Annotated in this window: 9 protein-coding genes; 1 reads left to right on the top strand and 8 read right to left on the bottom strand. The window is 68.4% G+C overall.

The window, feature by feature from the left end; genetic code table 11:
• The gene (locus tag H4F99_RS12385) at positions 1-894 is read left to right on the top strand and encodes a crotonase/enoyl-CoA hydratase family protein (RefSeq protein ID WP_182670049.1); all 894 of its coding nucleotides are present in this window, start codon (positions 1-3) and stop codon (positions 892-894) included.
• Positions 895-936: 42 nt separating this feature from the next.
• On the opposite strand, the gene H4F99_RS12380 is transcribed toward H4F99_RS12385, so the two are convergent.
• From H4F99_RS12380 to carB, 8 genes are all read right to left on the bottom strand, one after another.
• A complete protein-coding gene (locus tag H4F99_RS12380; RefSeq protein ID WP_182670048.1) occupies positions 937-3075 on the bottom strand; it encodes an ATP-binding protein in 2139 nt (712 codons plus the stop codon).
• 6 nt (positions 3076-3081) lie between these two features.
• A complete protein-coding gene (locus H4F99_RS12375) occupies positions 3082-4140 on the bottom strand; it encodes an HD domain-containing phosphohydrolase (protein WP_182670047.1) in 1059 nt (352 codons plus the stop codon).
• Positions 4141-4268: 128 nt separating this feature from the next.
• The gene (gene lysS, locus H4F99_RS12370; RefSeq protein ID WP_182670046.1) at positions 4269-5789 is read right to left on the bottom strand and encodes a lysine--tRNA ligase; all 1521 of its coding nucleotides are present in this window, start codon (positions 5787-5789) and stop codon (positions 4269-4271) included.
• A 73-nt stretch (positions 5790-5862) separates the two neighbouring features.
• Positions 5863-6991 (bottom strand): peptide chain release factor 2 gene (gene prfB / locus H4F99_RS12365; protein ID WP_182670045.1). Its coding sequence is split into 2 segments (ribosomal slippage): positions 5863-6915 and positions 6917-6991, totalling 1128 coding nucleotides; the frame shifts between segments, so codons are not numbered across the junction.
• 76 nt (positions 6992-7067) lie between these two features.
• Positions 7068-8780, bottom strand: coding sequence for a single-stranded-DNA-specific exonuclease RecJ (gene recJ, locus H4F99_RS12360; RefSeq protein ID WP_182670044.1), 1713 nt, complete (start codon positions 8778-8780; stop codon positions 7068-7070).
• Positions 8777-9712 carry a phosphoglycerate mutase gene (locus tag H4F99_RS12355; RefSeq protein ID WP_182670043.1) on the bottom strand — a complete coding sequence of 312 codons (936 nt, stop codon included), beginning with the start codon at positions 9710-9712 and terminating at the stop codon, positions 8777-8779. Before H4F99_RS12355 ends, recJ begins: the two co-directional genes overlap by 4 nt.
• 9 nt (positions 9713-9721) lie before the next feature.
• Positions 9722-10198, bottom strand: coding sequence for a transcription elongation factor GreA (gene greA / locus H4F99_RS12350; RefSeq protein WP_182670042.1), 477 nt, complete (start codon positions 10196-10198; stop codon positions 9722-9724).
• Between the two features lie 165 nt (positions 10199-10363).
• Positions 10364-13615: a carbamoyl-phosphate synthase large subunit gene (gene carB, locus H4F99_RS12345; RefSeq protein WP_182670041.1), complete on the bottom strand. Its 3252-nt coding sequence runs from the start codon at positions 13613-13615 to the stop codon at positions 10364-10366.

Here is a 13615-nt window from a genome sequence, read left to right as displayed (position 1 = left end):
ATGAACATGCCCATCCGTATCCACGCAGACCAGGTCCCCTCGCTGGTGCGTCACGCAGCGGAACCCGAGCGCGGCACGCACTGGTGCCAGATGCATGCGGGAGCGCCCGAGTTCTACCACCCCTGTTTCTCGCCCCGCCTGCTTCGCGACCTGAAGCGGGTCCAGGAGGAGATCCGCCACGAGGTCGCGTCGTCGCCGGCCGGCCTCCAGCACCTGGTGCTGACGTCCGAGAGCGACGTATTCAACCTGGGCGGCGACCTTTCGCTGTTCGCCCGCCTGATACGCACCGGCAACCGTGCCGCGCTGCTCGACTACGCCCGCCTGTGCGTGGAGGTCGCCTACAACTTCCACCGCCTCTGCGAGGATCGCGTGCACAGCATCGCGGTGATCGAAGGCGATGCGCTGGGCGGCGGTTTCGAGGCCGCGTTGTGCTGCCACACCATCATTGCCGAGGAAGGGACCGGGATGGGATTCCCGGAAGTGCTGTTCGACCTCTTCCCGGGAATGGGCGCCTATACCTTCCTGACCCGCCGGGTGAGCGCGGTCCAGGCCGAGCGGATGATGCTGGACGCGCGCGTCTACCCGGTCGAAGAACTGGCGGCAATGGGCATCGTCGACATGGTGGTGCCGAAGGGCGAAGGCCGCCTCGCCGCGCAGGCGCTCATCAAGCGCCATGGCCGGATGCGCAACGCCCTGCAGGCGCTGAACACCATCCGCCACGCGTGCAATCCGGTCCGCCTCGACGAGTTGCTGGAGATCACCACGGAATGGGTGGACGCGGCCTTGCGCCTGGATGACCGCGCCCTGCGCACCATGGAACGCCTCATCCGTGCGCAGCAGCGACGCGCGGCGGCGCCGGGCACGCAGCCGGCGGCTTCGACGGTCCTGGGTTGAGGGGCCGTACGAGGGGGAGAAGCGACCGGCGGAACGCGGGCATCAAGGTGCTTCGGGGATGTCCTTGTTCCGCCCGGGACGCGTCAGACGCGCGACCTCGTCGCGACTGATCCGGTCGACCGAGGCCAGCTGGCCCGCCAGTTCGGTCACCATGCGCGCCGCTTCCCGCGCCAGCGCGGCATCCTTGGCCCCCATCGCCTGGGAACACCGCTCCGCGATGGAGAGTGCGCCGAGGTTTTCCGCGATGCCCTTGTAGGCATGCGCGACCTCCCTGAAAGCAGTCCAGTCCTTGTCCTGTCCAGCCTTGGCCAGCGAGGCCTGGCAACCCTCCGCATCCTTCAGGCACTGCTCGACGAAATCCCGCAGGAAGGCCTCGCCGAGCCCCATGTCCGCCAGTTCCTCGAGCACGTCCGGGTTGGTCAGCGGACTGCTGACGTCGCTGATCGCGCGCACGACCGGAAGGTTCTCCGAATCCACGACCTCGGCGATCGTCTGCAACAGGCGGTCCACGACGATCGGCTTGGTGAGGAACGCCCGGGCCCCGGCATCGCTCGCGGCTTCGGAGGCCTGCAGCGTGGCATCCGCGCTCAGGATGATCGAAGGCGTGCGATGCGTTGACCTTGCTTCCATGAAACGAAGCTGGCGGATGACATCCAGGCCGCTGAGGTCGGGCATGTGCATGTCCAGCACCAGCAGCTCAAAACGGTTGTCCTCGAGGGCGTCCAGCGCCTGTTCGCCGTTGTTGGCGATCTGCACCCGGTGCCCGGCGCGTTCAAGGATGCGGGCCAGCACGACGCGGTTGGCCGACTGGTCGTCGGCAATGAGTATCTTCAGGCCCCGTACCCGCATCCGGTGGCGGATGAACGGGTCGTCGAAGGAGATCACCTTGTCGCCATCGCCCGCGCCCTGCACCTCGATGGCGGCGCCGGGCGCCTGCAGCTCGAACGGCAGGTCCACCCAGAACGTGCTGCCCCCGTCCGGATTCGGCTCCAGGCCGATTTCACCTCCGAGCAGTTGCGTCAGCGTCTTGGCGATGGTCGTGCCCAAGCCGGTGCCGCCGAAGCGCCGGGTATGCCCGGTGTCCACCTGTTCGAAGGCCTGGAAGATGCGTTGGGCGTCCTCCTCCGGGATGCCGATGCCGGTGTCGGCCACGGAGAAGCGGAGCTGGACCGTCCCTGCATCGGCCGCTTCACGCCGGGCCACGCGCAGGGCCACCCCGCCCTCTTCGGTGAACTTGATGGCGTTGTGCAGCAGGTTGAGCAGGATCTGGGTCAGGTGCGCGACATCGCCATGCAGGCGTACCGGCACGTCCCCCTCGATGTCCATGCGCAGCGACAGTCCCTTGGCGGCCGCCATGGGCTGCAGCATCTTCTGCATGCGGTGGACCATGTCCTGCAGGTTGAAGTCGCTGTCACGACGCTCCAGCTTGCCTGCCTCGATCGCCGAGATGTCCAGCACGTCGTTGACCAGCAGGAGCAGCGATTGCGCGGAGGTGTGGATCACATCCGCGTACTCGCGCTGTTCGGGCGCCAGCCGCGTGCCATGCAGCAGCTCGGCCATGCCGATGATGCCATTCAGCGGTGAACGCAGCTCGTGGCTCATGTTGGCGAGGAAGCGGCTCTTCGCCTCGTTCGCCCGCCGGGCTTCCGCGGTCGCACGGTGAAGGTTGGCGAGCAGCGAAGACAGGTACGCGGGAATGACCAGCAGGCCGAGCAGCAGGCCGCCCGCGAGATAAGGCTGCGAGCGCCAGTAGTCCGAGCCGAGCACGGGTACCAGGAACGCCGCGACGCCGAGCGCCGCCGCGGAGTACAGGTAGCGGGTGCCGTAGCGCAGGCCGTTGCCGATCGTGACCCACATGATGATCACGTACAGGGGTGCCAGGGCATGGGGCGACAGTGTCATCAGGACCGCGAGGGTCGAGTAGTCGGCGAGCATGCCGATCCAGCGCCGGACGTGCGAGACACCCGGACGCAGCACGATGGCCGCCAGCAGCAGGCCGCCGATCGTCGCCTCGGCCAGCATGACGACCAGCATCAGGGTGTACAGCGCGGCGTCGCCGGAGCTCTCGCGCAGGAACAGCAGGTAGCCCACGATGATGCAGGCGATCACCATGCGGACCGTGGCCTGGGCGTGCTCCGAATCCGGGCGCTGGGCCAGGCGACGCCTGATCAGGGCGAGCATCGGGTGTCAGCCCATGCCCGGCCGGACGGAGCCGGCCGCATAACGCGTGCAGATCTCGTCCAGCCGGTTGCGGTTGCGCAACAGCGCGTCCACGCAGAGGGGGTCGAACAGGATGCCCCTCTGCTCGGTGAGGTAGCCCAGTGCGGCCTCGATGTCCCAGGCTTCCTTGTACGGCCGCGGTGATATGAGTGCGTCGAACACATCGGCGACGGCGACGATGCGGGCTTCGATCGGGATCTCGTCCCCCTTGAGCGCGCCGGGATATCCGCTGCCGTCGAATCGCTCGTGGTGGCGCAGCGCAATCGTCGCCGCGGTCTGAATGAACCGGTTCTGGCTGCCGCTGAGCAGCTCATGGCCGATCACCGGGTGACGGCGCATGATGTCGACTTCGTCGTCCTTCAAGGGACCGGGCTTGAGCAGGACCGAGTCGGGAATGGCGATCTTGCCGATGTCGTGCAGGGGCGCGGCCATCTCGATCATCCGCACCTCGTCCTCGAACATGTCCAGCTGCTCGGCGATCAGCCCGGCGACGTGGGACATCCGTTCCAGGTAGACGCTGGTGCCGGTGTCGCGGTACTCGATGGCCCGCGCCAGCCGCTGGAGGGTCTCGCGCTCGCGTTCCTCGACCTCGTGCATGCTGGCCAGCAGCCGCTGTTCCAGCGAGAGCGCTCGCTGCTTGACGGTCTCGCTCTGCTGGCGGAGTTGCAGCAGGTTGCGGCAGCGCGCCCTCAGCTCGCGGGGGCGGACCGGCTTGACGAGGAAGTCGATCACCCCGGCTTCCAGCGCGGCCTGGCGGATCGGCTCGTCGCCCACGACGGTGACCAGGATGATCGGGATGTCGCGGTGCAACGGGCGTCGCCGGAAACGGCGCGCGAACTCCAGGCCATCGATCCCCGGCATGCGGTAATCGAGCAGCAACAGGTCCGGATGGTTGGACTCGCACCACGCGAGCCCGCTCTCCGACTCACCGAAGTCATGCACCTTCAGCTCGGGCGCGATGTCCTCGATGATGTGCCGCAGCATCGTGCGGGCCGATGTCTGGTCGTCGACGATTACAACGTTCACGCTCAGTCCCGCGTCAGTCGCCTCCCCTCCTGGGAGGCATCAGGTCGAGGATACCGCGGGCCGGCCTCCGTCGCAGCCCCGGCCCGTGCGCACCGGCGCACTCCATGGCTGCAACGGCCGGAGCGGGCTCAGCCGGCCACCGACTGGCGCATGTACGGGAACAGCAGGACGTCGCGGATCGAGGCCGAGCCGGTCATCAGCATGACCAGGCGGTCGATGCCGATCCCCAGCCCGCCGGTCGGCGGCAGGCCCACTTCCAGGGCACGGATGTAGTCGGCGTCGAAATGCATGGCCTCGTCGTCGCCGCCCTCCTTCTGCTCGACCTGTGCCTTGAAGCGCGCCGCCTGGTCCTCGGGGTCGTTCAGCTCCGAGAAGCCGTTGGCGAGCTCCTTGCCGTTCACGAACAGCTCGAAGCGGTCGGTGATGCCCGGCTCGCTGTCGCTTTCGCGGGCCAGCGGCGAGACCTCGACCGGGTAATGGGTGATGAAGGTCGGTTGCTCCAGCTGGCCCTCGACCGTCTTTTCGAAGATCTCCAGCAGCAGCTTGCCCCAGCCCTGCCCGGGCTTGACCGGGATCTGCAGGCGCTCGCAGTGGCGGGCCAGGGCCTCGCGGTCGCGGCAATCCTCGACGCTGATCCCGGGGTTCTTCTCGCGCACCGATTCGTCCAGCCGCCAGCGGCGGAAGGCCGGGCCCACGTCGATCTTCGCGCCGTCCCACTCCATGACGGTCGTGCCGAGCACCCGGCCGGCGACATCGCGGATCAGGTTCTCGGTCAGGTCCATGATCTCGTTGTAGGTGGCGTAGGCCTCGTACAGTTCGAGCATGGTGAACTCGGGATTGTGCCGGGTCGACACGCCCTCGTTGCGGAAGTTGCGGTTGATCTCGTAGACCCGCTCCAGGCCGCCGACGACGAGTCGCTTGAGGTACAGCTCCGGCGCGACGCGCAGGAACAGTTCCAGGTCGAGCGCGTTGTGGTGGGTCACGAAGGGCTTGGCCGTCGCGCCGCCGGGGATGTAATGCATCATCGGCGTCTCGACTTCCAGGAAGCGGCGCGTGTCGAGCCATTCGCGGATCGCACGGATGATCTGCGAGCGCTTGATGAACACCTCCCGCGCCTCGGGCGAAACGATCAGGTCGACATAGCGCTGGCGGTAGCGCTGCTCGACGTCGGCCAGGCCGTGGAACTTGTCCGGCAGCGGCCGCAGCGACTTGGTGAGCAGGCGGAGCGCGGAGGCCTTGACCGAAAGCTCGCCGGTGCGGGTGCGCGTCAGCCCGCCCTCGACGGCGACGATGTCGCCCACGTCCCAGCCCTTGAACGCGGCATAGGTGTCGCCCAGCGCGTTGGCCTGCAGGAACAGCTGGATGCGGCCCGATTCGTCCTGGATCTGGACGAAGCTCGCCTTGCCCATGACCCGCTTGAGCATGATCCGCCCAGCCATCGCGACCTGTCGGCCAGTGGCCTCAAGGGCCTCGGCGTCGAAGCGTTCGGCATCGGCGTACTCGGCCTGCAGGTCGCCGGCGAAGTCGGTGCGGCGGAAGTCGTTGGGGAACGCCCCGCCCTGCTCGCGGAGGGCAGCGAGTTTGCCGCGGCGCTCGGCGATCAGGAAGTTCTCGTCGGCAGGCGTGGGCGCGGGGGTGGCTTCGGTCATGGTCGGCTGGGTTCGGTTCTGGGGGAAGTCCGCCGCGCCCGTGTGGGGACGCGGCGCGGTCGTCACGGCGGGCTCAGACGGCGTCCGCCCGTTTGGCGCCGACCTCGAGGCCGGCCTTCAGGCTCGCCTCGACGAACTCGTCCAGGTCGCCATCGAGCACCTTCTGGGTATCGCTGCGCTCGATGCCGGTGCGCAGGTCCTTGATGCGGCTCTGGTCAAGCACGTAGTTGCGGATCTGGCTGCCCCAGCCGATGTCGGCCTTGGTCGCCTCGACCGCATCCCGCTCGGCGTTGCGCTTCTGCAGTTCCAGCTCGTACAGCTTGGCGGCGAGCATCTTCATCGCGGTGTCGCGGTTCTGGTGCTGGCTGCGCCCGTTCTGGCAGGCCACCACGATGCCGCTCGGCACGTGGGTGATGCGGACCGCAGACTCGGTCTTGTTGACGTGCTGCCCACCGGCGCCCGAGGAGCGGTAGACGTCGGTCCTCAGGTCGGCGGGGTTGATCTCGATGTCGATGTTGTCGTCGACTTCGGGCGAGACGAACACCGAGGTGAAGCTGGTGTGGCGGCGGTTGTCGGAGTCGAACGGCGACTTGCGCACGAGGCGGTGCACGCCGGTCTCGGTCTTCAGCCAGCCATACGCGAAATCGCCTTCGACCCTGAAGGTGGCCGACTTGATGCCGGCGACTTCGCCGCCGGAGGCTTCCATCAGTTCGGCCTTCCACCCGCGCGACTCGGCCCAGCGCAGGTACATGCGCAACAGCATCTCGGCCCAGTCCTGCGCTTCGGTGCCGCCGGCGCCAGCCTGGATGTCGACGAACGCGGCGGCGGCGTCCATCTTGCCGCTGAACATGCGCTGGAACTCAAGCGTTTCGACATCGCGCTGGTAGCCGTCCACGTCCGCGACGACGGCCAACGCCGTCTCCTCGTCGTCTTCCATTTCGGCCAGCTCTAGCAGCTCGACCGCCCCGTCCAGCCCCTCGTCGAGGCGGCGGCTGCCCAGCACGACCTTTTCGAGGGAGGCCCGTTCCCGGCCCAGTCCCTGCGCGCGCTCGGCATCGTTCCAGACGTCCGGGTGCTCGAGCTCCCGGGTTACTTCCTCGAGACGTTCGACCTTGGCATCGAAGTCAAAGGTACCCCCTCAGCGCATCCAGCCGTTCCCGCAGGTCGGCGATGCGCTGGCGGACGGGATTCAGTTCGATCATGAACGGTCACCACCACCTGATAAAGACCGTCGATTCTAGCAGGCTATGGGGTGCCCCCGCCCGCGGCGGAACGCGCTCAGACAGGTTCGCGATGGACGACGACGAGCTGGATGGCATCGCCGCCGCGGTAGTCGTCCGGCTCGAGCCGGTAGGCAATCCGGACGCGGGGAGGCGGTTGCGTGCCGTCCCAGCCGCCGAAGTGGATGGCGTTGAGTCGCATGCCAGGACCCCCGAGCTCAAGCTTGAGGTGGCGTTCGCCCAACACGCGCCAGCCCAGCACGTCGAACTCGCCGTCGAACTGCGGCTCGGGAAAGCCCTGTCCCCAGGGGCCGCCATCCCGCAGGGCTTCGGCGTTGGCGCGGACGAAGTCGTCGGCCTCCAGCGCGCCGTCGCTCAGGACTTCCGCGGCGAGCAGCTCCGGCGGCAGGGTCGCAGCGACCGCGGCCTGGAACGCGTCGCGGAACGCGTCGAAGCGATCGGCGTGCAACGAAAGCCCGGCCGCCATCGCATGGCCGCCAAAGCGTTCGACCAGGCCCGGGTGGCGGGCCGCGACGTCGGCGAGCGCATCGCGGATGTGGAAACCGGGAATGGAGCGCGCGGAGCCGCGCAGGCTGTCGCTGCCGGGCTCGGACGGGGCGAAGGCGATCACCGGGCGATGCAGGCGTTCCTTCATCTTGGACGCGACCAGGCCGACCACGCCGGGGTGCCAGTCCGGATCGTGCAGGCACAGGCCCACGGGCACGGCCTCGCCCAGCGCGACGCGCTCGATAGCGGCTTCGGCCTCATCGATCATCTGCTGCTGGACGGCGCGACGCTCGCTGTTGATCGCGTCCAGCGTCGCGGCGATTTCGCGGGCCTGGCCGGCATCGTCGGTCAGCAGGCATTCGATGCCCAGCGCCATGTCCTCCAGGCGACCCGCCGCATTGAGCCGGGGGGCGATCGCATAGCCGATGTCGGCGGCCGTCAGGCGCCCGGGCGCGCGCCGCGACACCTCCGCCAGTGCATTCAGGCCCGCGCAGCCCTGCCCCGCGCGCAGTCGGCGCAATCCGGCGGCGACCAGCGCCCGGTTGTTCGCGTCCAGCGGCACGAGGTCGGCGACGGTGCCGACCGCGACCAGGTCGAGCAGCACGCCCAGGTCGGGCACGGCATCGGCGAAAGCGCCTTGCGCGCGCAGGTGGCGGCGCAACGCGAGCAGGACGTAGAACATCACCCCCACACCGGCGAGCACCTTGCTCGGAAAGCGGTCGCCGGGCTGGTTCGGATCGACGATTACGTCCGCGTCCGGCAGTGCTTCGCCGGGCAGGTGGTGGTCGGTGACCAGCACCTGCCAGCCGCGTGCGCGGGCGGCGGCAACGCCTGCGTTGCAGGCGATGCCATGGTCGACGGTGACCAGCAGGTCGGGTTCGAGCGTGGCCAGTTCCTCCACCAGCGAGGGAGAGAGCCCGTAGCCGTGGGTGATGCGGTTCGGGACGGCGTGCGAAACGCGACGCGCGCCGAGCTGGCGCAGGCCGCGCACCCCCAGCGCGCAGGCGGTGGCGCCATCGCAGTCGAAGTCGCCGACGACGACGATGTGCCGATTGCCGGTGATCGCCGCGGCGAGCAGGGTCGCGGCGGCCTCCAGGCCAAGCATCCCGTCGGGTGGCAACAGGTGCGCCAGGCGTGGGCGTGCCTGGGCTTCGTCGAGCGCGTTGCGGGCGGCGTAGACCCGGCGCAGCAGCGGTGGCGTGGCGTCGGTCCAGTCACCGGCCTGCGCGGCCACGCGTCGCCGTACAGACACCTGCGGGTTCATGCGCCAAGCCCGGTACGGGGCTTGCGCCAGAACCGCCAGCGCTGGCTCGCGGTCACTCGATACCCGTCCCCGCTCTCGCAATCGATCCGGAGTTCGCGAAGCGAACCCGTGTGCAGTGCTTCAATCAAGGGCACGAACCAGTCCGCCTGCACCCGGGCCAGGTCACGTGCGTCGCGCAGGTCCACCAGGATGCCGTCCATGCGATCCGGGCAACGGGTGGGCAGCGCGCCGCTCCGGACGCCCGCGAACCGGGCGAACGCGAGCACCGTGTCATCGTCGCTCAGGACTTCGCGGCAGGCGCTGAGGACCTGGGTCGGCAATCGGCCGGCGCCCCAGAACCAGAGCGAGTTGATGGACGGCCGACCCTGCGCGAGGCGCTCCGCGTTGCGCGGATGGTTGTGCAGTACCACCTGGACTTCGCTCAGCAGGGAGCGCCAGCGCCGCGCCTCCGGGCTGTCGCTTTCGCCTCCAGGCAGGTGCTCGAGCAACTCGGCGCCCAACGCCGCATCGGGCGGGCTGAAGGCGGGCAACTGCGTACCTGCCGGCAGCCGCAGATACCAGCGTGCAGGTGTGGGTGCGTCGAGTTGAAAGCCCGCATCGCCGAAGAGGGGTTTGAGGGCGGGCAGGATCGCGTCGACGTCGGTGGCTTCCACCTGCATCGCACGGCCATGCGCCAGCAGGCGCGCGCCCGTGAGGTCGGGACGGATATGCACGGGATCCGCCCGCAACCAGGCAGCGTCCGCGGCGTCGCCCCGGTCGGCCTGGCGGGTCACGGCCGCGGCGGGCCATCCCGCGGGCACGACCTCGAAACAGTGGGCCAGCGATGCGCCGGCCACGGCGTTGGCCCGGCCGAGCGCCTTCGCGACAGGCTCAAGCAGGCGCTGGCCACCAAAGCGGGATGCAGCCGGCAGCAGGAGCCTCGCGCGGCTCATCGGTCAGCGTCAGCCGTCGTAGCGGACGGCGACGATCTCGTATTCGCGGGTACCGCCGGGCGCTTCGATGGTGACGCTGTCACCCTCGTTCTTGCCGATCAGGGCACGCGCCACCGGCGAGGAAATCGCAATCAGGCCCTGCTTGATGTCGGCTTCCAGGTCACCCACGATCTGGTACGTGGTACTGGCATCCGTGTCGACGTCGGCCAGTTCCACGATGGCGCCGAACACCACGCGGTCGCCCGCGTTGAGCGAGGCGACGTCGATCACCTGGGCATGCGACAGCTCGGCTTCGAGCTGCTTGATGCGGCCTTCGATGAAGCCCTGCTGCTCGCGGGCGGCGTGGTATTCGGCGTTCTCCTTCAGGTCGCCGTGCGCCCGGGCCTCGGCAATCGCGTTGATCACCGCGGGACGCTGGACCGACTTCAGTTCTTCAAGCTCGGCGCGCAGGCGTTGCGCGCCCTTCACCGTGATCGGTGCTCTCATGGGGAATGCTTCCTTTGACCGGGTGCCGCGACAAACAAAGAAGGCAGCGGAATCCGCCGGCATTCGCCAGCGCGTTCCACCACCCCTTCGCGACCTTCCGGGACAGGCTATCAGGATGCCCGGGGCGCTGGAAGCGGCCCCGGGCGCGGGTTCAGGCCCGCCGGGTCAAGCCCGGCCGACCATTTCTGCATGAAGCTCCTGCAGCGACCAGACCGGGCCGGTGCCGCGGAATTCCAGCGAGTTCACCAGGGCCCGGGCCCCGGATACCGTGGTCGAATAGGTCACGCGCTGCTGCAGGGCCTCGCGGCGGATCGAGAACGAATCGTTGATCGCCTGGCGACCCTCGGTGGTGTTGATGATGTAGGCCACCTCGCCGTTCTTGATCAGGTCGACGATGTGCGGCCGGCCCTCGACCACCTTGTTGATGCGCTCGCAGTCCAGGCCGTTCTCGGCGAGGAACGCATGCGTCCCTGACGTCGCCACCAAGGCATAGCCCTTGGCGACGAGGTCACGTGCGACCGGCAGCACGCGCTGCTTGTCCGGGTCGCGGACCGAGACGAACACCTTGCCCTCGCCCGGCAGCGCCTTGATGCCACCGGCCTCCTGGGCCCGCGCCATCGCCGCGCCGAAGCTGCGGCCCACGCCCATCACCTCGCCGGTCGAGCGCATCTCCGGCCCGAGGATCGGGTCGACGCCCTGGAACTTGGCGAACGGGAAGATCGCCTCCTTCACCGAGTAGTAGTCCGGGATGATCTCGCGGGTGGCGCCCTGCTCTTCCAGCGTGAAACCGGCCATGCAACGCGCCGCGATCTTGGCCAGCGGCAGGCCGGTGGCCTTGGACACGAAGGGCACGGTGCGCGAGGCGCGCGGATTGACCTCGATCAGGTAGACCGTGTCGTTGCCCGCCTCGTCGAAGGTCACCGCGAACTGGGTGTTCATCAGGCCGATGACGTTCAGCGACTTTGCCAGCGCCTTGACCTGCTCGCGCAGCTTGTCCTGGACGGCCGGCGTCAGCGAGTACGGCGGCAGCGAGCAGGACGAGTCGCCGGAGTGCACGCCGGCCTCCTCAATGTGCTCCATCACGCCGCCGATCAGCACGTTGCCGTCCTTGTCGGCGATCACGTCGACATCGACCTCGACCGCGTTGTCGAGGAAGCGGTCGAGCAGCACCGGCGAATCGTTCGACACCTTGACCGCGTCGCGGATGTAGCGGGTCAGGTCGGCATCGCCGTAGACGATCTCCATGGCACGGCCGCCGAGCACGTAGCTCGGACGCACGACCAGCGGGTAGCCGATCTGCGAGGCCAGCAGCAGGGCCTCGTCGGGATTGCGCGCCGTGCGGTTCAGCGGCTGCGCGAGCTGCAGGGACTCGACCAGCTTCTGGAAGCGCTCGCGGTCCTCGGCGAGGTCGATGCTGTCGGGGCTGGTGCCGATGATCGGCACGCCCGCGGCCTCGAGCGCACGCGCCAGCTTCAGCGGGGTCTGGCCGCCGTACTGGACGATGACCCCCTTGGGCTTCTCGAGTTCCGCGATCTCCAGCACGTCCTCGAGCGTCAGCGGCTCGAAGTACAGGCGGTCGGAGGTGTCGTAGTCGGTCGACACCGTCTCCGGGTTGCAGTTGACCATGATCGTCTCGTAGCCATCCTCGCGCAGGGCAAGGGCGGCATGGACGCAGCAGTAGTCGAACTCGATGCCCTGGCCGATGCGGTTCGGGCCACCGCCGAGGACGATGATCTTCTCGCGGTCGGTCGGCGCCGCCTCGCACTCGTCCTCGTAGGTCGAGTACATGTAGGCGGTGGTGGTGGCGAACTCGGCGGCGCAGGAATCCACGCGCTTGTAGACCGGACGCACGCCGAAGGCGTGGCGCAGGGTGCGGACCGCGGCCTCGTCGGTGCCGGTCAGCGCGGCCAGGCGTGCGTCGGAGAAGCCCAGGCGCTTGAGCGCGCGCATGCGCGGCTCGTCGAGGGCGGCCAGGCCGGAGGTCGCCACCGCCTTCTCCTCGGCGATGATCTCCTCGATCTGGTCGAGGAACCACGGGTCGACGAAGGACAGGGCGTGCACCTCTTCCACGCTCATGCCCGCGCGGAAGGCGTCGCCGATGTAGAACATGCGCTCCGGGCCAGGCTCCTTCACTTCGCGGCGCAGGGTCGCGAGGTCGGTTTCGCTGGACAGGTCGAGCTCGGTCGGGTCGAGGCCGGCCTTGCCGGTCTCAAGGCCGCGCAGCGCCTTCTGCAGCGACTCCTGGAAGCTGCGGCCCATCGCCATGACCTCGCCCACCGACTTCATCTGGGTGGTCAGGCGGGCCTCGGCCTGCGGGAACTTCTCGAACGCGAAGCGCGGGATCTTGGTGACCACGTAGTCGATGGTCGGCTCGAACGAAGCCGGGGTCGCGCCGCCGGTGATCTCGTTGCGCAGCTCGTCCAGCGTGTAGCCAACGGCCAGCTTGGCCGCGACCTTGGCGATCGGAAAGCCGGTCGCCTTCGATGCCAGCGCCGAGGAACGCGAGACGCGCGGGTTCATCTCGATGACGACCACGCGGCCGTTCTGCGCGTTGATGCCGAACTGCACGTTCGAGCCGCCGGTGTCGACGCCGATCTTGCGCAGCACGGCGATCGACGCATCGCGCAGGCGCTGGTACTCCTTGTCGGTCAGCGTCTGCGCGGGGGCGACGGTGATCGAGTCGCCGGTGTGCACGCCCATCGGATCGAAGTTCTCGATGGAGCAGACGATGATGCAGTTGTCCGCCGTGTCGCGGACCACCTCCATCTCGAACTCCTTCCAGCCCAGCACCGACTCCTCGATCAACACTTCGTTGGTCGGCGACAGTTCGAGGCCGCGCTTCACGATCTCCTCGAACTCTTCCTTGTTGTAGGCGATGCCGCCACCGCTGCCGCCGAGGGTGAAGCTTGGACGAATGATGGTCGGGTAGCCGACGGTGGTCTGGATCTCCACCGCCTGCTCATAGGTGCGGGCGACCGCGGCGCGCGGGCATTCCAGCCCGATCTCGTCCATCGCCACGCGGAACAGCTCGCGGTCCTCGGCCATGCGGATGGCCTCGCGCGAGGCGCCGATCAGCTCGACGCCGTGCTTCTCGAGCACGCCGTTGTCGGCCAGGTCCAGCGCGCAGTTCAGCGCGGTCTGCCCACCCATGGTCGGCAGCAGTGCGTCGGGCTTCTCCTTGGCGATGATCTTCTCGACGGTCTGCCAGTTGATCGGCTCGATGTAGACGGCGTCGGCCATCTCCGGGTCGGTCATGATGGTCGCCGGGTTGCTGTTGACCAGCACCACCCGGTAGCCCTCGTCGCGCAGCGCCTTGCACGCCTGCGCGCCGGAGTAGTCGAACTCACAGGCCTGGCCGATCACGATCGGACCGGCGCCGATGATCATGACGGTCTTGATGTCGGTGCGCTTCGGCAT

Origin of the sequence: Marilutibacter penaei (genome assembly GCF_014145395.1) — a bacterium.
GTDB classification, from domain to species: domain Bacteria; phylum Pseudomonadota; class Gammaproteobacteria; order Xanthomonadales; family Xanthomonadaceae; genus Marilutibacter; species Marilutibacter penaei.
Note: the sequence above shows the minus strand (reverse complement) of the source record. Positions and strands in the feature narration are given on the sequence as shown.